Source organism: Streptomyces dengpaensis (genome assembly GCF_002946835.1).
GTDB lineage: Bacteria > Actinomycetota > Actinomycetes > Streptomycetales > Streptomycetaceae > Streptomyces > Streptomyces dengpaensis.
Window position 1 is genome coordinate 6,940,313 of record NZ_CP026652.1, and the last position, 20,182, is coordinate 6,960,494.

At 70.4% G+C, this 20,182-nt stretch carries 17 protein-coding genes; 12 read left to right on the top strand and 5 right to left on the bottom strand.

From position 1 onward, the window contains the following. Positions 1 to 46 precede the first annotated feature (46 nt). The 7 genes from C4B68_RS32005 (at position 47) to C4B68_RS32040 (ending at position 10,536) form a co-directional block, all read left to right on the top strand. Positions 47 to 664, top strand: a complete 618-nt coding sequence (locus C4B68_RS32005) for a TetR/AcrR family transcriptional regulator (RefSeq protein ID WP_099503058.1) — start codon at positions 47 to 49, stop codon at positions 662 to 664. Between the two features lie 182 nt (positions 665 to 846). Then, positions 847 to 3,138 (top strand): molybdopterin oxidoreductase family protein, encoded by a 2,292-nt coding sequence (locus C4B68_RS32010; protein WP_099503060.1) that lies wholly within the window; start codon positions 847 to 849, stop codon positions 3,136 to 3,138. Positions 3,139 to 3,259: 121 nt separating this feature from the next. Continuing rightward, positions 3,260 to 4,702: a CitMHS family transporter gene (locus tag C4B68_RS32015; RefSeq protein ID WP_099503062.1), complete on the top strand. Its 1,443-nt coding sequence runs from the start codon at positions 3,260 to 3,262 to the stop codon at positions 4,700 to 4,702. Between the two features lie 185 nt (positions 4,703 to 4,887). Then, a complete protein-coding gene (locus C4B68_RS32020; RefSeq protein WP_240634543.1) occupies positions 4,888 to 6,141 on the top strand; it encodes an MFS transporter in 1,254 nt (417 codons plus the stop codon). 297 nt (positions 6,142 to 6,438) lie between these two features. Continuing rightward, a complete protein-coding gene (locus tag C4B68_RS32030; protein WP_099503064.1) occupies positions 6,439 to 7,827 on the top strand; it encodes an aldehyde dehydrogenase family protein in 1,389 nt (462 codons plus the stop codon). Between the two features lie 11 nt (positions 7,828 to 7,838). Beyond that, complete coding sequence (locus C4B68_RS32035; protein ID WP_099503066.1) at positions 7,839 to 8,921, top strand: Zn-dependent alcohol dehydrogenase; 1,083 nt, start codon at positions 7,839 to 7,841, stop codon at positions 8,919 to 8,921. Between the two features lie 280 nt (positions 8,922 to 9,201). Further along, on the top strand, positions 9,202 to 10,536 hold the full coding sequence (locus C4B68_RS32040) for an MFS transporter (RefSeq protein WP_099503068.1): 1,335 nt from the start codon (positions 9,202 to 9,204) through the stop codon (positions 10,534 to 10,536). A 56-nt stretch (positions 10,537 to 10,592) separates the two neighbouring features. On the opposite strand, the gene C4B68_RS32045 is transcribed toward C4B68_RS32040, so the two are convergent. Both C4B68_RS32045 and C4B68_RS32050 read right to left on the bottom strand, forming a co-directional pair. Continuing rightward, the gene (locus C4B68_RS32045) at positions 10,593 to 11,372 is read right to left on the bottom strand and encodes an ArsR/SmtB family transcription factor (RefSeq protein WP_099503070.1); all 780 of its coding nucleotides are present in this window, start codon (positions 11,370 to 11,372) and stop codon (positions 10,593 to 10,595) included. Between the two features lie 41 nt (positions 11,373 to 11,413). Next, complete coding sequence (locus C4B68_RS32050; RefSeq protein WP_099503072.1) at positions 11,414 to 12,073, bottom strand: TetR/AcrR family transcriptional regulator; 660 nt, start codon at positions 12,071 to 12,073, stop codon at positions 11,414 to 11,416. 120 nt (positions 12,074 to 12,193) lie between these two features. On the opposite strand from C4B68_RS32050, the gene C4B68_RS32055 reads away from it, so the two are divergent. The 3 genes from C4B68_RS32055 to C4B68_RS32065 all read left to right on the top strand — a co-directional run bounded on the left by C4B68_RS32055 (position 12,194) and on the right by C4B68_RS32065 (position 14,409). Beyond that, on the top strand, positions 12,194 to 13,345 hold the full coding sequence (locus C4B68_RS32055; RefSeq protein ID WP_099503074.1) for an acyl-CoA dehydrogenase family protein: 1,152 nt from the start codon (positions 12,194 to 12,196) through the stop codon (positions 13,343 to 13,345). A gap of 117 nt (positions 13,346 to 13,462) precedes the next feature. Next, positions 13,463 to 13,708, top strand: a complete 246-nt coding sequence (locus C4B68_RS32060; RefSeq protein WP_099503076.1) for a YiaA/YiaB family inner membrane protein — start codon at positions 13,463 to 13,465, stop codon at positions 13,706 to 13,708. A 74-nt stretch (positions 13,709 to 13,782) separates the two neighbouring features. Further along, positions 13,783 to 14,409 (top strand): TetR/AcrR family transcriptional regulator, encoded by a 627-nt coding sequence (locus C4B68_RS32065; RefSeq protein ID WP_099503078.1) that lies wholly within the window; start codon positions 13,783 to 13,785, stop codon positions 14,407 to 14,409. Between the two features lie 69 nt (positions 14,410 to 14,478). On the opposite strand, the gene C4B68_RS32070 is transcribed toward C4B68_RS32065, so the two are convergent. Next, positions 14,479 to 14,940: a MaoC family dehydratase gene (locus C4B68_RS32070; protein ID WP_099503080.1), complete on the bottom strand. Its 462-nt coding sequence runs from the start codon at positions 14,938 to 14,940 to the stop codon at positions 14,479 to 14,481. Between the two features lie 107 nt (positions 14,941 to 15,047). Here C4B68_RS32070 and soxR point away from each other — a divergent pair, with 107 nt between their 5' ends. Next, complete coding sequence (gene soxR / locus C4B68_RS32075; protein ID WP_099503082.1) at positions 15,048 to 15,563, top strand: redox-sensitive transcriptional activator SoxR; 516 nt, start codon at positions 15,048 to 15,050, stop codon at positions 15,561 to 15,563. 74 nt (positions 15,564 to 15,637) lie between these two features. Here the strand turns inward: soxR and C4B68_RS32080 are convergent, their stop codons facing one another. Both C4B68_RS32080 and C4B68_RS32085 read right to left on the bottom strand, forming a co-directional pair. After that, positions 15,638 to 16,369, bottom strand: coding sequence for a 3-keto-5-aminohexanoate cleavage protein (locus tag C4B68_RS32080; protein WP_167459204.1), 732 nt, complete (start codon positions 16,367 to 16,369; stop codon positions 15,638 to 15,640). 54 nt (positions 16,370 to 16,423) lie between these two features. Then, positions 16,424 to 17,026, bottom strand: coding sequence for a hypothetical protein (locus tag C4B68_RS32085; protein ID WP_099503084.1), 603 nt, complete (start codon positions 17,024 to 17,026; stop codon positions 16,424 to 16,426). Between the two features lie 286 nt (positions 17,027 to 17,312). Between C4B68_RS32085 and C4B68_RS32095 the strand changes: the two genes are divergently transcribed. Next, positions 17,313 to 20,138 carry a penicillin acylase family protein gene (locus C4B68_RS32095; protein WP_099503088.1) on the top strand — a complete coding sequence of 942 codons (2,826 nt, stop codon included), beginning with the start codon at positions 17,313 to 17,315 and terminating at the stop codon, positions 20,136 to 20,138. The last annotated feature ends 44 nt before the right edge of the window (positions 20,139 to 20,182 follow it).

The following is a 20,182-nucleotide window of genomic DNA, read 5'->3' on the forward strand; positions in this document are numbered from 1 at the left end:
GGATCACTGAGACCGGAGGTTCACCGGATCACGGCGGAAAGGCATCATGAAGCCTGTGCCCCATACGACCTCGCTGCGCAGAGCGCCCATACAACGGCGCAGCGCCGAACGACTGACCAGAATCCTCGACGCCTGCGCCGATCTCCTCGACGAGGTCGGCTACGACGCCCTGAGTACCCGGGCCGTGGCCCAGCGGGCCGGGGTTCCCATCGGCTCCGTCTACCGCTTCTTCGGCAACAAGCGCGCGATGGCCGACGCGCTCGCCCAGCGCAACCTGGAGCGCTATACCGAGCGCGTCACCGAGCGCCTCCGGGAGGCGGACGGCGGAGGCTGGCGCGCGGCCATGGATGCCGTGCTCGACGAATACCTCGCCATGAAGCGCACGGCGCCCGGCTTCTCCCTCGTCGACTTCGGCAACCAGATCCCGGTCGGCAACCGTGACACCGAGCCCAACACCCGAGTCGCCGACCGCCTTACCGACCTGCTCTCCGGCTACCTCGACCGCGCCCCCGACGAGGATCTCCGCCGTACCTTCCTGATCGCGGTGGAGACCGCCGACACCCTCGTCCAGCTGGCCTTCCGGGTCGCCCCGGAGGGGGACGAGAGGATCATCGAGGAGGCGCGGGAGCTGCTGCGGGCGTATCTGGGCAAAGTGCTCGACTGACGGCGAGGGTGAACTGCCGGGGGCGGGTGCGAACCCTCGGGTGACGGCAGCCACGCGCGCCGCGTGAACCGTTCGCGAATTTCCGACCTCACCCCCAGCGGCCCCTCCCCACCGGGCATACCGCTCGGTATGCTCGGCCCCAGTCCGTGTGCCATCGTCGTCACCGCCCTCCGGGAGGACCCGTGTCCCGCACCTCCGGCACCACCCCCGACTCGCGCACCGCCCTGCGTATCTGCCCCCTGTGCGAGGCCACGTGCGGGCTGACGCTCACGATCGAGGGCACCCGCGTGACCAGCGCCCGGGGCGACCACGACGATGTGTTCAGCAAGGGGTTCATCTGCCCCAAGGGCGCCTCCTTCGGGGCGGTCGACGGGGACCCGGACCGGCTGCGCACCCCCCTCGTCCGCAAGAACGGCGAACTGCGCGAAGCCACTTGGGAGGAGGCCTTCGACGCGGTGGCCGCGGGGCTGCGGCCGGTCGTCGAGCGGGATGGGCCGCACGCAGTCGGCGTCGTCCTCGGCAACCCGAACGTGCACACCATGGCCGGTGCCCTCTACCCGCCCGTCCTGCTCACCGCGTTGCGCACCCACAGCGTTTTCACCGCCTCCACCGTCGACCAGATGCCCAAGCACGTGTCGAGCGGACTGCTGTACGGCGACGCGAACGCCATCCCGGTGCCGGACCTCGACCACACCGACCACCTGCTGCTCATCGGCGCCAACCCGCTGGAATCCAACGGGAGTCTGTGCACCGCCCCCGACTTCCCCGGCAAGCTCAAGGCGCTGCGCAAACGCGGCGGCACCCTCACCGTCATCGACCCGCGCCGCACCCGTACGGCCCAACTCGCCGACCGCCATGTGGCGATCCGCCCCGGCACCGACGCGTTGCTCCTCGCGGCGATGACGTACGTCGTCTTCGAGGAGAAGCTCGTCGACCTCGGCGACCTCGCCCCGCACGTCCAGGATGCCGACGAACTCGCCGACGCTGTACGGGACTTCACCCCCGAGGCCGTGAGCGAGGCCTGCGACGTGGACGCCGGCACCATCCGGGCCCTGGCGCGCGAGCTCGCCGCCGCGCCCACCGCCGCCGTCTACGGCCGCATCGGCAGCTGCACCGTCCCGCACGGCACCCTGGCCAGCTGGCTCGTCGACGTCCTCAACATCCTCACCGGCAACCTCGACCGGCCCGGCGGCGCCCTCTTCCCGCAGGCGGCGACCGACAAGACGCCCCGCCCCGCGGGCCCCGGACGCGGCTTCGCGCTCGGCCGCTGGCGCAGCAGGGTCAGCCGCCACCCCGAAGCCAAGGGTGAATTGCCGCTGGCCGCCCTCGCCGAGGAGATCGACACCGCGACGGACGAGGGCAGCCCGATCCGCGCGGTCATCGTCGTCGCCGCCAACCCCGTCCTGTCCGCACCCGACGGCGACCGCCTCGACAAGGCGCTCGACGCACTGGACTTCATGGTCAGCGTCGACCCGTACCTGAACGAGACCTCACGCCACGCGCATGTCGTCCTGCCGCCGCCTCCGCCCGCGCAGAGCGCGCACCACGACTTCGCCTTCAATACCCTCGCCGTGCGCAACCAGGTCCGCTACACCCGCCCCGCCGTCCCCCTGGAACCGGGCCGCCTGGCGGAGACCGAGATCCTCGCGCGGCTCGTCCTCGCCGCGACCGGCATGCACGGCGCCGACCCGTCCGCCGTCGACGCGATGGTCATCGACACCACTCTCGGCAAGTCCGTCACCGAAGCACACTCACCGGTGCACGGCCGCGACCCGAAGGAACTCGCCGGCCTGCTCACCGGCGAGAACGGCGCCGAACGACGGCTCGACATGATGCTGCGCCTCGGCCCGTACGGCGACGGATTCGGCGCCCGGCCCGACGGGCTGAGCCTCGAGAAGCTGCTCGCCCATCCGCACGGCATCGATCTCGGACCGCTCCAGCCTCGACTGCCGCAGCGGCTGAAGACGCCCAGCGGGAAGATCGAGCTGCTGCCCGGACCGATCGTCGACGATCTGCCGCGCCTGCGGGATGCGCTGCGCGAGCGCCCGGCCGGGCTTGTGCTCGTCGGCCGCCGCCATCTGCGCTCCAACAACAGCTGGATGCACAACGTGCCCGCGCTCACCGGCGGTTCCAACCGTTGCACCCTGCACATCCACCCCGACGACGCCGCACGCCTCGGCCTCGCCGACGGGGCCGCCGTACGCGTCAAGGGCGCCGGGGGAGAGGTGACGGCGCCCGCGGAGGTCACCGACGCCGTACGGCGCGGGGTGGTGAGCCTGCCGCACGGCTGGGGCCACGACCGCCCCGGCACGCGGATGAGCCACGCCGCCCTGGACCCGGGCGTCAACGTCAACCAGCTCCTCGACGGTTCGCTGCTCGACCCGCTGTCGGGCACCGCGGTGCTCAACGGCGTGCCCGTCGAGCTCACGCCCGCCACCGCGCTCACCGAGGAGTTCGCCGCGACAGGCCAATGACCTGGAGTTTTGCGCTTATTGCTCGCGTGTCAAGATCTTGTTAACGCGTTCGGAGGCGCCCTAACGTCGTCGCACCGCCGGCTCTGGTGGGAGTTCAAGGGCGAACGTTAGGTATCCACTCATGCTGACCATCCTCGGCTTCACCATGATCGCGACCTTCCTGGTCCTGATCATGCTGAAGAAGTTGTCGCCGATCGCGGCGCTCGTACTGATTCCGGCACTCTTCTGTGTCTTCGTCGGCAAGGGCGCCAAACTCGGTGACTACACCATCGACGGCGTCACCAGCCTCGCCCCGACCGCGGCGATGCTGATGTTCGCGATCGTCTACTTCGGCGTGATGATCGACGTCGGTCTCTTCGACCCGATCGTCCGGGGGATCCTCAAGTTCTGCAAGGCCGACCCGATGCGCATCGTCGTCGGCACCGCCGTACTCGCCGCCATCGTCTCGCTCGACGGCGACGGCTCGACCACCTTCATGATCACGGTCTCGGCGATGTACCCGCTGTACAAGCGCCTCAAGATGAGCCTGGTCGTCATGACCGGCGTCGCCGCGATGGCCAACGGCGTGATGAACACCCTGCCGTGGGGCGGCCCGACGGCCCGCGCCGCGACCGCCCTGAAGCTGGACGCCAGCGACATCTTCGTCCCGATGATCCCGGCCCTCGCCGTCGGCCTCCTCGGCGTCTTCCTCCTCTCGTACGTCCTCGGCCTGCGCGAGCGCAAGCGGCTCGGCACGCTCACGCTGGACAAGGTGCTCGTGGAGGAGCCGGAGACGGAGACCGTGCTGGTGGGCGCGGGCAACAAGGCTTCGGGTAGCGAGGGTGCGGGCGGCAAGGCCATGGGCAACAAGGCCGTGGCGGCGGGCGGTTCGGGCTCCGGCACGGACGCCGACGCGCCGGACGAGGGCCAGGACGACCGGATGCTTCAGGTCCTCGACCCGGCCCGGCCCACCCTGCGTCCGAAGCTCTACTGGTTCAACGCGCTGCTCACGGTCGCGCTGCTCACCGCCATGATCATGGAGTGGCTGCCGATCCCGGTGCTGTTCCTCCTCGGTGCGGCACTGGCTCTGACCGTCAACTTCCCGCACATGCCCGACCAGAAGGCCCGCCTCGGCGCCCACGCCGAGAACGTCCTCAACGTCTCCGGCATGGTCTTCGCCGCCGCCGTCTTCACCGGCGTCCTGCAGGGCACCGGCATGGTCGACGACATGGCCAAGTGGCTGGTCTCCATCGTCCCCGACGGCATGGGCCCGCACATGGCCCTGGTCACCGGAGTCCTGAGCATCCCGCTCACGTACTTCATGTCGAACGACGGCTTCTACTTCGGCGTCCTCCCGGTCCTCGCCGAGGCCGGCCAGGCCCACGGCGTCTCCCCCTTGGAGATCGCCCGCGCCTCGCTGGTCGGCCAGCCCCTGCACATGTCGAGCCCGCTCGTCCCGGCCGTATACGTCCTGGTCGGCATGGCCAAGGTGGAGTTCGGAGACCACACGCGGTTCGTGGTGAAGTGGGCCGCGCTCACGTGTCTGGTGGTGCTTGGGGCGGGGACTTTGTTCGGGATCGTCTGATCAACAGCCGGATAACAGATAGCAAATAACGGATGACAGGTAACAGATAACGGATAGCGGATAGCGGATGACGGATATCAGATGACAGATTTCAAAGTCTGGCATCTGTCATCCGTTGTCCGTCGTCTGTCATCCGTCGTCTGTCATCCGTCGTCCGTCGTCCGTCGTCCGTCGTCCGTCATCGGATGGAGGACCTCCCTCTAGTGCCAGGAGAGAACCGCGGCTGGCTACTCCGCCTCGTCATCGCCTTCAGCTTCGCGCAGGGCGCGGTGTCGATGGCCCGGCCCGCCGTCTCCTACCGTGCCCTCGCGCTGGGTGCGGACGAGCGCGCGGTCGGTGTGATCGCGGGCGTGTACGCCCTGCTTCCGCTGTTCGCCGCCGTCCCCCTCGGCCGCCGTACCGACCACGGCCGCTGCGCACCTCTGTTGCCCGTCGGCGTCGTCCTCATATCCGGCGGCTGCGTGCTGAGCGGCCTCGCCGACTCCCTGTGGGCGATGGCGATCTGGAGCGGAGTGATGGGCCTGGGCCACTTGTGCTTCGTGATCGGCGCCCAGTCGCTCGTGGCCCGCCAGTCCGCCCCGCACGAACAGGACCGCAACTTCGGCCACTTCACGATCGGCGCCTCGCTCGGCCAGCTGGTCGGCCCCATCGCGGCGGGCGCCCTGATCGGCGGCCCCGACATGGCCGGTACGAGTGCGCTCGCGCTGCTGGTCGCGGGCGTCGGCGCGGCCGTCGCGTTCACGTCGCTGTGGCGCATAGAGGACCGTCGTACGACGCCCAAGTCCCGTACCGCGCAAGGCGGACGTGTCCCCGTGCAGCGCATCCTGCGCGCCCGCGGCGTGCCCGCGGGCATCCTCATCAGCCTCTCCGTGCTGTCCGCGACCGACATACTCACCGCGTACCTGCCGGTGGTCGGCGAGCACCGGGGCATCGCGCCGTCGGTCATCGGCGTCCTGCTCAGCCTCCGCGCGGCGGCCACCATCGCCTGCCGCCTGGTCCTCACGCCCCTGCTGCGGATGCTCGGCCGGACCCTGCTGCTCACCGTGACGTGTCTGCTCGCGGCCCTGCTGTGCGCGGGCATCGCGCTGCCGGTGCCGGTGTGGATCCTTGCCCTGATCCTCGCCGCCCTCGGCTTCTGCCTCGGCGTCGGCCAGCCCCTGTCCATGACGACGGTCGTGCAGGCCGCCCCCGACGGCGCACGCTCCACCGCCCTCGCCCTGCGGCTGACCGGCAACCGCCTCGGGCAGGTCGCCGCCCCCGCCGCGGCCGGCCTGGTCGCCGGAGTCGCGGGCGTGGCCGCGCCGTTCGTGATGCTCGGCGCGCTGCTACTCCTGTCGTCGGGCATCGCCCTGCGCTCATCGGCATCGGCGAAGCCGCCCCGGAACCCCAGCGAACCTCGGCGGACGCACACGCCCGTACGCCGCAAGAGCGACCTCTAGGCTCGGCGTTGAACGCGTCCGCCCGGCACCGGCGCGGCGGCCGGACCTGGACAAGTGACTTCCGCTAGGCAGACGGGCATGACCTTCAACACCGTGGCCAGGGTGGACGACCCGACGAGGGTCGACTTCTGAGTCCCGCACCCCGACGATGCCCTGGGAGCCGGAGCCGGAGCCGGAGCCGGAGCCGGAGCCGGAGCCGGAGCCGGAGCCGGAGCCAGACCCGGTGACCTCTGGCGCCCGAAAACTATCATCGCTAGTTTAGGCTCCGGACGACGCTGCCCGCCCGGGAGGAACACGATGAAGGCACACGACGGCATGTACATCGACGGGGCCTGGCGCCCCGCCGTCGGCACGGACACGATCGAGGTCGTGAACCCGGTCGACGAGCAGGTGATCGCCCACGTCCCGGCGGGCACCGCCGAGGACGTCGACGCCGCCGTACGGGCCGCACGTACCGCCCTCCCGGGCTGGGCCGCGACCCCGCCCGTCGAACGGGCCTCCCGTCTGGCGGCCCTGCGTGACGTCCTCCTCGCGCGCAAGGACGAGATCGCCGAGACCGTCACGGCCGAGCTCGGCTCACCGCTGCCGTTCTCGCAGGCGGTGCACGCCGGTGTGCCGATCCTCGTCGCGGGCTCGTACGCCGAACTGACGGCGACGTACGCCTTCGAGGAGAAGGTCGGGAACTCGACCGTCTACCAGGAGCCCGTCGGTGTCGTCGGCGCGATCACGCCATGGAACTACCCGCTGCACCAGATCGTCGCCAAGGTCGCTCCGGCGCTCGCGGCGGGCTGCACCGTCGTGCTGAAGCCCGCCGAAGACACCCCGCTCACCGCCCAGCTCTTCGCCGAGGCCGTGGCCGAGGCGGGCGTCCCGGCCGGTGTCTTCAACCTCGTCACCGGCCTCGGCCCGGTCGCGGGCCAGGCGCTGGCCGAGCACCCGGACGTCGACGTGGTTTCCTTCACCGGTTCCACGGCGGTCGGCAAGCGGATCGGCGCCACGGCCGGTGCCGCGGTCAAGCGGGTCGCCCTCGAACTCGGCGGCAAGTCCGCCAACGTCATCCTGCCGAGCGCCGACCTCGCCAAGGCGGTGGGCGTCGGCGTCGCCAACGTGATGTCCAACTCCGGCCAGACGTGCAGCGCCTGGACCCGCATGCTGGTGCACACCTCGCAGTACGAGGAGGCGGTCGAGCTGGCGGCGGCCGCCGCGGCGAAGTACGTCGACCGCATCGGCCCGGTCGTCAACGCCAAACAGCGGGACAGGGTGCGCGGTTACATCGAGAGGGGTGTCGCCGAGGGCGCGCGGCTCGTCGCGGGCGGCCCCGAATCACCGCGCCGGCAGGGTTACTTCGTCAGCCCGACCGTCTTCGCCGAGGTGACACCGGAGATGACGATCGCTCAGGAGGAGATCTTCGGGCCGGTGCTGTCGATCATCCGGTACGAGGACGAGGCGGACGCCGTCCGGATCGCGAACGGCACGGTGTACGGGCTCGCGGGCGCGGTGTGGGCGGGTGACGAGTCCGAGGCGGTCGCCTTCGCGCGCCGGCTCGACACCGGGCAGGTCGACATCAACGGCGGGCGGTTCAACCCCCTTGCCCCGTTCGGTGGTTACAAGCAGTCGGGCGTCGGTCGTGAACTCGGTTCACACGGGCTGTCCGAATACATCCAGACCAAGTCCCTCCAGTTCTGAGGAGCCCGCACGTGGTACGCGCCGCTGTCCTTCCCGCCGTGGGCGCTCCATTGGAGATCGCCGAGATCGACCTGCCGGACCCCGGTCCCGGCCAGGTCCGTGTCCGGCTCGCCGCGGCCGGGGTCTGCCACTCCGACCTCTCCCTGTCCAACGGCACCATGCGGGTGCCCGCCCCCGCCGTCCTCGGCCACGAGGGCGCCGGCACCGTCGTCTCCGTCGGCGAGGGCGTCACACACATCGCGCCCGGCGACGGAGTGGTCCTCAACTGGGCGCCGTCCTGCGGCGGTTGTCATGCCTGCTCGCTCGGCGAGGTGTGGCTGTGCGCCAACGCGCTGACGGGCGCCGCGGACGTGTACGCGCGACGTGCCTCCGACGGGAGCGACCTCCACCCCGGCCTGAACGTCGCCGCGTTCGCCGAGGAGACCGTCGTGGCCGCCGGGTGCGTCCTGCCCGTACCGGACGGCGTACCGCTCACCGACGCCGCCCTCCTCGGCTGCGCCGTCCTCACCGGATACGGCGCGGTCCACCACTCCGCCAAGGTCCGGCCCGGCGAGACCGTCGCGGTGTTCGGCGTCGGCGGGGTCGGGCTCGCGGCCCTCCAGGCGGCCCGGATCGCGGGCGCGTCGAAGATCGTCGCCATCGACGTCTCGCCCGAGAAGGAGCCGCTCGCACGCGAGGCCGGCGCGACCGACTACGTCGTCGCCTCGGACACCACCGCGCGCGAGATCCGCGGCCTCACCGGCAAGCAGGGCGTCGACGTCGCCATCGAGTGTGTGGGCCGCGCCGTGACCATCCGCACCGCCTGGGACTCCACCCGGCGCGGCGGCCGCACCACGGTTGTCGGCATCGGCGGCAAGGACCAGCAGGTCACCTTCCACGCGCTGGAGATCTTCCACTGGGGGCGGACGCTCTCCGGCTGCGTGTACGGCAACTCCGACCCGGCGCGCGATCTGCCGGTGCTGGCGGAACACATCCGGGCGGGCTGCCTCGACCTCGGCGGCCTGGTCACCGACCGGATCGCCCTGGACGGCATCCCGGCGGCGTTCGACAACATGATCGCGGGCAAGGGCGGGCGCGCGCTGATCGTGTTCTAGCCGGGCTTTATCCCGCGCATCCCGGCCGCCGAGGCGCGGCCGGGATCCTCGGCCTGCGCACGCTCCGCATACGGCGCTCGGGCGGTCACGTCCTGGCGCGGGCCCAGTCCGCGTCCTTGGTGCGCGCAGAGTCCCCACCTGGTTGCCATGTGCAGTCAAACCGCTGCCGCACAAACCGTTGACCGCCGTACCGTCCGGTCAGTATGTTCCCGGGAATCGCGGCCACCCCCCTCGTCCCGTCCCCCCCGTTCCGTTCCCGCACCCACCGGAGTGTGCACGCATGGACACGGCACCATCCGCACCATCCGCTCGCCCTCGGTCCGCCACTCCTCCCGCTGCACGCAACCGACGCAAGGTGGCCACCGCGGCCGCGCTCGCCTCGGCCGTCGAGTGGTACGACTACTTCGTCTTCGGCATCGCCGCCGCCCTGGTGCTCGGCGATCTCTACTTCCCGGCGGGCAGTTCGTCCGCCGGGGTCCTCGCCGCCTTCGCGACCTTCGCCGTGGGCTTCCTGGCCCGCCCGCTCGGCGGAGTCGTTGCGGGGCACCTCGGCGACAAGCGCGGCCGCAAGCCCATGCTGGTACTCGCCCTGACCCTGATGGGCGTGGCCACCACGGGCATCGGCCTGCTCCCCACCTACGACACCATCGGCGTCGCCGCCCCGATCCTGCTCGTCGCCCTGCGCGTCGTCCAGGGCATCGCCGTCGGCGCGCAGTGGGGCGGCGCCATGCTGCTCGCCACCGAGTACGCCCCCGAGGGCAAGCGCGGGGTGTACGGCAGCTTCGTCCAACTCGGCGTCCCCATCGGGGTGGTGACCGCCAACAGCGTCTTCCTCATCGCCGGGGCGACCACCAGTGAGAGCGCGTTCGCCGCCTGGGGCTGGCGCGTGCCCTTCCTGGTCGGCCTGTTCGTGCTCGGGCTCGCCTGGTACATCCACACCCGCGTCGAGGAGACCCCCGAATTCCGGGCGGCGGAAGCGGCGTTGGCGGAGGAGGAGAAGGGAACCAAGAGCTCCCCGCTGCGCACGATCCTGCGCGGGCACCTCGGCACGGTGTTCCTCGCGGGCGGTTCCTTCGCCGTGAACACCGCGACCTTCTACATCCTCATCACGGGCATCCTCGACTACACCACCCGTGAACTCGACATGAAGCGCAGCGCGGTGCTCACCATCTCGCTCTGTGTCAGCCTCACCCAGCTGATCCTGATACCGGCGTCGGCCGCGCTCTCCGACCGCGTCGGGCGCATCAGGATCTACGCGTTCGGCGCAGCCGGCATCGCGTTGTGGGCCGTACCGATGTTCCTGCTGATCGACACCGGCTCGCTGCTGTGGCTGGCCGTCGGCACGTTCGTCGCGAGCTGCTTCCTCAGCATCATGTACGGGCCCCAAGCCGCCCTGTTCGCGGAGCTGTTCACGCCCGAGATGCGGTACACGGGCGCCTCGCTGGGCTACCAGATCGCGGCCGTGTTCGGCGGCGGGCTCGCCCCCTTCCTGATGGTGCTGCTCCTCGAGGCGACGGGCACGTCGATGGCCGTGTCCGCGTACATCATCGGGCTCGCGGTGATCGCGCTCGTGTCGATCAAGATCCTGGCGGACAGGGCGACGCACGAGAACTGACGCCTTCGGGCCGCGGTTCCGGAGCGCACCCCGGAACCGCGGCGCGCTCCGTCCGGTCAGCTGAGCGCCGTCGCCTCGATGCCGAGGAGTTCGGCGAAGGCGTGGGTGCCCTCGGGGGTGACCTTGACCGCCCGTTCCGAGCCGATGCGTACGCACCAGCGCGCGTCCAGGGCGTGTCGGCACAGTGCCGCGCCGGCGGTGCCCGCGAGGTGGGGACGCCGTTCGGTCCAGTCGAGGCAGGCGCGGGCCAAAGGGCGGCGGCCGGTGCGCTCGAGGCTGATGCCCGCGGCGTCGAACCATCGCAGTCCGGCGTCCGTGAGCGCGAACCCGGTGAGCCCTTTTCCTTCACGGGTTCGCCTCCGGGCCGCTCCGGTCTCCGGCTCACCCGCTGTGCGGAGCAGCCCGCGGCCGGTCAGGGCGTCGGTGAGGGCGATGCCGAGCCGTCCGGCGAGGTGGTCGTAACAGGTACGGCCGCGTGCCATGGCCGATCCCGCGCTGGACTCCCGGAGGGAGCGCGGGCGCCCGGCGACGGCCGGCCGGACGTGCGCGGCGAGGTCCTCGACGAGCTGGGCCACGCGGGCGTCGGCGAGCCGCACGTACCGGTGCCGGCCCTGGCGCTCCTCGGCGAGCAGGCCGCCCGACACGAGTTTCCCGAGGTGCTCGCTGGCGGTCGACGGCGCGACTCCGGCGTGCCGGGCCAGCTCCCCGGCGGTCCACGCCCGCCCGTCGAGCAACGCCACCAGAAAACCGGCCCGCGTCTCGTCCGCCATCAGCCCGGCCAACGCCGCGAGCCCCGGTCCCACCGGATCCTTCGCCCTGGTCATGCCCGCAAGCATGCGACACGAACGCTTCGGCGTTCACCGAAACGTGCCAGGCATCAGCCCCTCGGGCGTCCCTCAACCCCCTGAACCAGCCGCTCATACTGCAGCGCCAGCCCATCCAGCAACGCGGCGAGCCCCGTCTCAAAGGCCCGCTCATCGACTTTCTCCTGGCGCTCCGCAAGCAGATGCGCCTGTCCGAGATGGGGATAGTCGGCAGGATCGTAGGTGGTGGCGTCATCGACGAACCCCCCGGCGAAGGAGCCGAGCGCGGACCCCATGACGAAGTACCGCATCAGCGCCCCGATCGACGTGGCCTGAGCCGCCGGCCACCCCGCGTCGACCATCGCACCGAACACCGCGTCGGCGAGCCGGAGCCCGGCGGGCCTGCGTCCGGGCCCGCGCGCGAGGACCGGAACGATGTTCGGGTGGTCCCGCAGGGCCGCGCGGTACGAGACGGCCCAGTCGTGCAGCGCGGTACGCCAATCACGACCGTCCTCGAACATCGACAGATCGACCTGCGCGCTCACCGAGTCCGCGACCGCCTCCAGGATCTGGTCCTTGGTGCGGAAGTGGTTGTAGAGCGACGGCCCGCTCACCCCCAGTTCGGCCGCGAGCCGGCGCGTCGAGACGGCCGCCAGGCCCTCGGCGTCCACCAGGGCCCGTGCCGTCTCGACGATGCGGTCGGTGCTGAGGAGGGGCTTGCGCGGTCGGGCCATGGCGCACATAGTAGGGCTGCGACCAGAAACTAGCAGTGCTAATTTAAATGTGCGGCTTCTGTGACTTTCCCTGCCCGTTCGGTGTCCGCCATCTGTCCGCTATCTGTGGGGTGACTCGGTATGAACCTGGAGCTCAGCGAGGAGCAGACCGCCGCCCGCCGGCTCGCCAAGGACTTCGTGGACCGCGAGGTCGCCCCGCATGTCATCGAGTGGGACCGTGCCGAGGAAGTGGACCGGTCCATCGTGAAGAAGCTCGGTGAGGTCGGCTTCCTCGGGCTCACCCTCGACGAGGAGTACGGCGGAAGCGGCGGCGACCACCTCGCGTACTGCCTCGTCACGGAGGAACTCGGGCGCGGTGACTCCTCCGTACGCGGGATCGTCTCCGTCTCGCTGGGCCTGGTCGCCAAGTCGATCGCGTCCTGGGGGAGCGAGGAGCAGCAGCGCCAGTGGCTGCCGGGGCTGACCTCCGGCGCGTACGTCGGCTGCTTCGGACTCACCGAGCCCGGCGCCGGCTCGGACGCGGGCCATCTGTCGACGAAGGCCGTACGCGACGGCGACGACTACGTCATCAACGGCACCAAGATGTTCATCACGAACGGCACTTGGGCCGATGTCGTTCTCCTCTTCGCCCGGTCGACCGACGCCCCGGGGCACAGAGGCATCTCCGCCTTCCTCGTGCCGACGGACACCCCCGGCCTGTCCCGCCGCACCATCCACGGCAAGCTCGGGCTGCGCGGACAGGCCACTGCCGAGCTGGTCTTCGAGGATGTGCGCGTGCCCGCGACCGTCATGATGGCGCCCGAGGGCAAGGGGTTCGCCGTCGCCATGTCCGCGCTCGCCAAGGGGCGGATGTCCGTGGCGGCGGGCTGCGTCGGCATCGCCCAGGCGGCGCTGGACGCGGCCGTGACGTACGCGACCGAGCGCGAGCAGTTCGGCAGGACCATCGCCCACCACCAGCTCGTACAGGAGCTGATCAGCGACATGGCCGTCGACGTGGACGCGGCCCGGCTGCTGACCTGGCGGGTCGCCGATCTCATCGACCGCGGGCTGCCGTTCGCCACCGAGTCCTCGAAAGCCAAGCTCTTCGCCTCCGAGGCCGCCGTGCGCGCCGCGAACAACGCGCTCCAGGTCTTCGGCGGCTACGGCTACATCGACGAATACCCGGCGGGGAAGCTGCTGCGCGACGCCCGCGTGATGACCCTCTACGAGGGCACGAGCCAGATCCAGAAGCTGGTCATCGGCCGTGCTCTGACCGGGGTTTCGGCCTTCTGAGTACGGACCGGTGCGGTTTCGGTTCTCAGAGTGCCGGCCGGGGTTTCGGCTGTCTGAGTACCGGACTGAGTACGTCGGCGGATGTGGCCGGCCCCTCTACCGCCGACGCTTGTCCCCATGAGTGACTCACCGGGCAAGCAGCAGAACACGGCCGCCTTCCACGGCCAGGCCGTCGCCTCCTTCGCCGTCGCCATGGCCGCCACGGCGATCGGTATCTTCAAACTGAACGCCGACGCCTGGGTGCGGGGCTTCCTGGGCATCGCCGTCCTGTACCTGGTCACCTCCGCCTTCACCCTGGCCAAAGTGATCCGCGACAGGCAGGAGGCGCAGGCCCGCACGTACCACCCCTTCGAAAAGCTCTGAGCGGCCACGCTAAGCGCCCGCTCACCGTCAGCGGTATGGTGGTGGTTTCTGGTGGCGAGAGGGGCGAACGAGCGATGAGTACGGCGGAGGATACGGCCGGCGCGGACATGCAGCCGTGGGCCGAGGTCACCCCTGACGCTGCCCGGAGGCTGCTCATCGCCGCCGTGGAGGCTTTCGCCGAGCGTGGGTACCACGCGACGACGACCCGGGACATCGCGGGCCGCGCGGGCATGAGCCCGGCCGCGCTGTACATCCACTACAAGACCAAGGAAGAGCTGCTTCACCGGATCAGCCGGATCGGCCACGAAAAGGCTCTCGACATCCTGCGGACGGCGGCCCAGGGCGAAGGCAGCGCGACCGAGCGGCTCGCCGACGCCGTGAGCTCCTTCGTCGGCTGGCACGCCGGGGGGCGCACCACCGCGCGGGTCGTCCAGTACGAACTGGACTCGCTCGGCCCGGACGCCCGCGCCGAGATCGTCGCCCTGCGCCACCAGTGCGATGCCGAGGTGCGCGGCATCATCGAGGACGGCGTGGCGGCGGGCGACTTCGACGTGCCCGACGTACCTGGCACCACCATCGCGGTGCTGTCGCTGTGCGTCGACGTGGCGCGCTGGTTCAACGTCAACGGCCCGCGGACACCGGACGAGGTCGGCGCGCTCTACGCCGACCTCGTGCTGCGGATGGTGGGGGCCAAGAAGTAGCCCGCTCCGGGGCGCCGGGCGCCGGATCATGGGCCCGGGATCGTCGGGGCGCCGGATGTGCGGGCGGTCTTAGAAGTAGTAGCGAGACACCGACTCGGCCACGCACACCGGCTTGTCCCCGCCCTCGCGTTCCACGGACACCGCGGCCGTGACCTGGACTCCGCCCCCGGCCTCGGCGACCTCCTTGAGGACCGCGGTGGCGCGCACCCGGGAACCCACCGGCACCGGGGCGGGGAAGCGCACCTTGTTCGAGCCGTAGTTGACGCCCATCTTCATGCCCTCGACACGCATCACCTGCGGCACCAGGGCGGGCAGCAGCGACAGGGTGAGATAGCCGTGCGCGATCGTCGTGCCGAAGGGGCCCGCTGCCGCCTTCTCCGGGTCCACGTGGATCCACTGGTGGTCGCCCGTGGCGTCCGCGAACAGGTCGATCCGCTTCTGGTCGATCTCCAGCCAGTCACTGTGACCCAACTGTTCGCCCACCGCAGCCTTCAGCTCGTCGGCGGACGTGAAGATCCTCGGCTCTGCCATGTCCCTGGCCTCCCGCGTCGCTATGTCTAAGCAACTGCTTAGCATGGTCGGGCCGAGGGCTCCTGTCAACGCTCCGCAGGTGTGACGGGGTAGGTAAAGTTCGAGGAGTGCCCCAGATTCCCGAGAAGATCCACGAACTCACGGTCGGCCAGCTGTCGGCCCGCAGCGGCGCCGCCGTCTCCGCCCTGCACTTCTACGAGTCCAAGGGTCTGATCAGCAGCCGCCGCACCACGGGAAACCAGCGCCGCTACCAGCGCGACGCGCTGCGCCGCGTCGCCTTCGTACGGGCTGCGCAACGCGTCGGCATCCCGCTCGCCACCATCCGCGAGGCCCTCGCCGAACTCCCCGAGGAGCGCACCCCGACGAGGGAGGACTGGGCCCGGCTCTCGGAGGCCTGGCGCTCCGAACTCGATGAGCGCATCAAGCAGCTGAGCCGGCTGCGAGACCACCTCACGGACTGCATCGGCTGCGGCTGTCTGTCCCTGGAGAACTGCGTGCTCTCCAACCCGGACGACGTCTTCGGCGAGCGCGGGACCGGCTCCAGCCTCATGATGGATCCCGCCGCCCGGCCGCGGGAACGCCGTGAGCAGGAGCGGCAGCGGCAGCCCGAGGACTGCCGCTGAACAGGCCTCGGGCTCCATTCGGTGAGCCGAGCACGAGTTCACGGCCCGCGTCGAAGTTCTCGGCCTCCCCTCTCCTACGACAGGCGCTGCGCCGCCGCCCTGTACTGAGCCAACCCCTCCGCCGCCAACTGGCCGTTGGATATCGCCCGTTCCCCGTCGGGCAGGGCCAGCGTGTCCTCCAGGCCGATCCGGGTCATGAGCCCCAGCCGACCGGCGAGGCGCAGCACGGGCCAGGCGCCGCCCTCCATGCCGTGCAGCAGGACGGGGCGACCGTGCGCGGTGCCGAGGTCGGCGAGGAGTGCTCGGCTCGACTCCTCCGCCGTGTCGGGGGAGGTGTCCATGACCTCGGCCAGGACCCGCAGCACCCGCGGCGCGAGTGGCGACGCGGCGAACCGGGTGGCGCCGTCCGTCCCCGACCAGATGCCCGCCTCCACACCGATTCCGCGGTCGAGGAGCGCCGCCGCCACCTCCTCGGCGCCCGGCTCATGCCAGTTGACCGAGGCGTGGTCGGGCAGGACGGTCCAGGAGCGGACGTACTCCACACGGGCCGCGGAGTCCGGCTCGGCCCACGCGCCGGTGGTCACTCCGACCGGGACGGCCACCCGTGCCCGTATCGCTTCGAGCGTCGCCGCGACCGCCTTCGGTGACAAAGTGTCCTGTCCGCAGGGGGTCTTGGGATGGACATGAATGTCCGAGGCGCCGGCCGCGACGGCCTCGGCCGCGGACTGGGCCATCGCGCCGGGCGACATGGGCACGACGGCGCCGTCCGCCGCCCCGCGCGCTCCGTTCAGACAGATCTGCACCATGCCCTCGATGGTGCCAGGCGCCACTGACACCGACCGCTCAACCCGGCGGAGCGCTCAAGCTGACACCAGCAGCCGTCCGCGCCTGGCCTCCGCCAGGGCTTCGGGCGTGAGAACGGGCCGCGGCACCACGATTCCGCAGTCCGTGCAGACCGGACCCGACGACGGTTCGTGCGCCAGGTCGTACTTCCACGTGAGGCGCTCCCCGGCGCATACCGGGCAGACCGCGCCCGGCTCGCGCTCCAGCGCGGCGATCAGCCGGCGCAGCACCTCGGCCAGTGGTTCATGGGGGTGGATCCGCGGGTCGTCGCACCATGCGACCCCGAAGCCGCCCCAGGTCAGCCGGTGCCAGTCGTCGACACTGCCCGGCCTGCGCAGCCCGTCGTGCTTCTCCTTCTTGCGACGCTGCGCGAACCCGACCTCGTAGGCGAGCCAGACGGAGCGGGCCTCCTCCAACTCGTCCAGTGCGGCCACGAGCCGCGCTGGATCGGGGGAACGGTCCTCGGGACCGAACCCGGCCCGGGAGCACAGATGGTCCCAGGTCGCCCGATGCCCATAAGGGGCGAACCTCTCAAGGCACTTGCGCAGTGAATAGCGTCGCAGCGCCAGGTCGCACATCGGATCTCGCACCTGTCTCGCCAGACTCCGGAAACCGGCCATCGCCCTGCACCTCCGTCACACCTGTATCTGAACTTCGGTCACTTCGGCGTCGTCGTAGGGACGTTGCCGAATAGACGTATCGACAAGCGATTCGGCTCCATCCATTTTTCGATGACCGCCATAAGCCACCCGCCGAGCCGCTCCCGGCCTGCCTCCCGCTGCTGTCAGCCGCCTTGGGCGGCGCCGCCCGACTCCGGTTAATCTCCCAAAAACTGACGCATGTTCATCTTCAATCTCGGGGATACCGGCGGTAACGTCCGGCACACCCCCGTCGGTAGGAGCTGCCATGCCTCGGCGTACCCCACGCACCACGCTTGACAGACTGAGAACTCCCCGCAGATTCCCCAAGTTCCTCACGGCCGCATCCCTATGCGCGCTCATTGCCGGTCTTTTGTCGCCGCTTTCCCAGGCGGCCGCGGCCGGCACCTCGGCCGAGGCCGGCACAGCCGCCGCCGGCACCTCGGCGAGCGCGGCGGCGAACGACCACTGCGGCGGCCAGTGTTCGGACATCCTGCCGCCCGGCCAGAACGGCAACGCGACCCTCGTCGAGATCCTCCTCAACCAGGCCTTCGGTACGCAGCCGGCCCACGCCGAGGACCAACTCGCCCCCTACGCCAACCTCGCCACCGGCCATCCCACGCTCACCGAAGCCAAGATCAACGACTTCTTCAACGACGCCTCCTTCGGGGTTCCTTCGGACCAGGTCGCCTCGACCACGAAGCCCGGCGGCCGCAACGATGTGACGATCGTCCGCGACAAGAAGACCGGCGTACCGCACATCACCGGCACCACCCGCTACGGCACCGAGTACGGGGCCGGGTACGCCGCCGCCCAGGACCGGCTGTGGCTGATGGACGTCTTCCGGCACGTCGGACGCGGCCGGCTGACCCCCTTCGCGGGCGGCGCCCCCTCCAACCAGGGCCTGGAGCAGGAGTTCTGGCGCAACGCGCCCTATACCGAGGCCGACCTGCAGGCCCAGATCGACAGCGCCGTGGCGAAGGGCGGCGCCCGCGGGCAGCAGGCCCTCGCCGACGTCAACGCCTACATCGACGGCATCAACGCCTACATCGACGCCTCCGACAGCGGCCGCTACTTCCCCGGCGAGTACGTCCTGACCGGCCACAAGGACTCGATCACCAACGCCGGCACCATCGAGCACTTCAAGGTTACCGACCTGGTGGCGCTGGCCTCCGTCATCGGCGCGCTCTTCGGCTCCGGAGGCGGCGGCGAGGTCAGCAACGCCATCTCGCTCCTCGCCGCCCAGTCCAAGTACGGCGTGACCGAGGGCACCGAGGTCTGGGAGTCCTTCCGCGAGCGCAACGACCCGGAAGCGGTGCTCACCGCCCACAACGGCGAGAGCTTCCCGTACGCGACCAAGCCGGACAGCCCGCAGGGCGCGGCGCTGCCCGACGCCGGTTCGGTGACCCAGGAGCAGCTCGTCTACGACCGCACCGGCAGCGCGGCCACCTCCACCGCCACCAAGGCCTCGACCTCGGCGGCCAAGGCTTCCCTCACTTCGGCCAAACGCGGCATGTCCAACGCCCTCGTGGTGAGCGGCAAGCACACCGCAAGCGGCCACCCGATCGCCGTCTTCGGCCCGCAAACCGGCTATTTCGCGCCACAGCTGCTCATGCTCCAGGAGATCCAGGGCCCGGGCCTGAGCGCCCGCGGCGCCTCCTTCGCGGGTCTGAGCATGTACGTCGAACTCGGCCGGGGCCAGGACTACTCCTGGAGCGCGACGACCTCCGGCCAGGACGTCATCGACACGTACGCCGTCGAGCTGTGCCGGGACGACTACCACTACCTGTACCACGGCACCTGCACGGCCATGGAGAAGGTCGAGCAGACCAACTCCTGGAAGCCGACGGTCGCCGACGGCACCGCGGCGGGCTCGTACCGGATGCAGGTCTACCGCACCAAGTACGGCCCCGTGGCGTACCGCGCGACGGTCGACGGCAAGAAGGTCGCGTACACCACACTGCGCTCCTCCTTCATGCACGAGACCGACTCGATCATCGGCTTCCAGATGCTCAACGACCCGGACTACGTGAAGAGCCCGGAGACCTTCCAGAAGGCGGTGCAGCACATCAACTACACCTTCAACTGGTTCTATGCCGACTCGACGCACACCGCGTACTACAACAGCGGCGACAACCCGGTGCGCGCCACCGGCGTCGACGCCGACTTCCCGGTGCGGGCGCAGGCCGCGTACGAGTGGAAGAACTATGACCCGGCGACCAACACGGCCGACTACACCCCCGCGTCCGAGCACCCCAACTCCATCGATCAGGACTACTACATCTCCTGGAACAACAAGCAGGCCAAGGACTACGCGGCGGCCTCCTGGGGCGTCGGCTCGGTACACCGTGGCAACCTGCTGGAGGACCGGGTGAAGAAGCTGGTCGCGGCGGGCGGTGTGACACGGTCCGCGCTGGTGAAGGCCATGGCCGACGCGGGGCTCGCCGACCTGCGGGCCGAGGACGTGCTGCCGGACCTGCTGAAGGTGATCAACAGCTCGACGGTCACGGACCCCACGGCCGCGGCGGCCGTCAGCAAGCTGTCCGCGTGGGTGACGGCGGGCGCCAGGCGCACGGAGACGTCGGCCGGCTCGAAGACGTACGCCAATGCCGACGCCATCCGCATCCTGGACGCCTGGTGGTCGCTTCTGGTGAAGGCGGAGTTCGAGCCGGGTCTCGGCAGCGACCTGTACACCGCGATCACCAGCAACCTCCCCGTCGACGAGTCGCCGTCGGCCGCACACGGCCCGACCGGCTCGCACGCCGGAAGCTCCTTCCAGTACGGCTGGTGGAGCTATGTCGACAAGGACATCCGGGCGGTGCTGGGGGAGTCGGTGCCGGGCGGTCTGCCGCAGAAGTACTGCGGCGGCGGCAGCCTCGGCGCCTGCCGGGAGATCCTGATCAGCACGCTCAAGGAGGCGGCCGGCAAGACGGCGTCCCAGGTCTACCCCGGCGATGACGTGTGCTCGGCAGGCGACCAGTGGTGCGCCGACTCGATCAGCCACCGCGCGCTCGGCGGCATCAAGCACTACAACATCAGCTGGCAGAACCGGCCGACGTATCAGCAGGTGGTGGAGTTCACGTCACATCGGTGACCGGTGACTACGGCTGGTGGCCTGCGCCCGTTGGCCAACGGTGG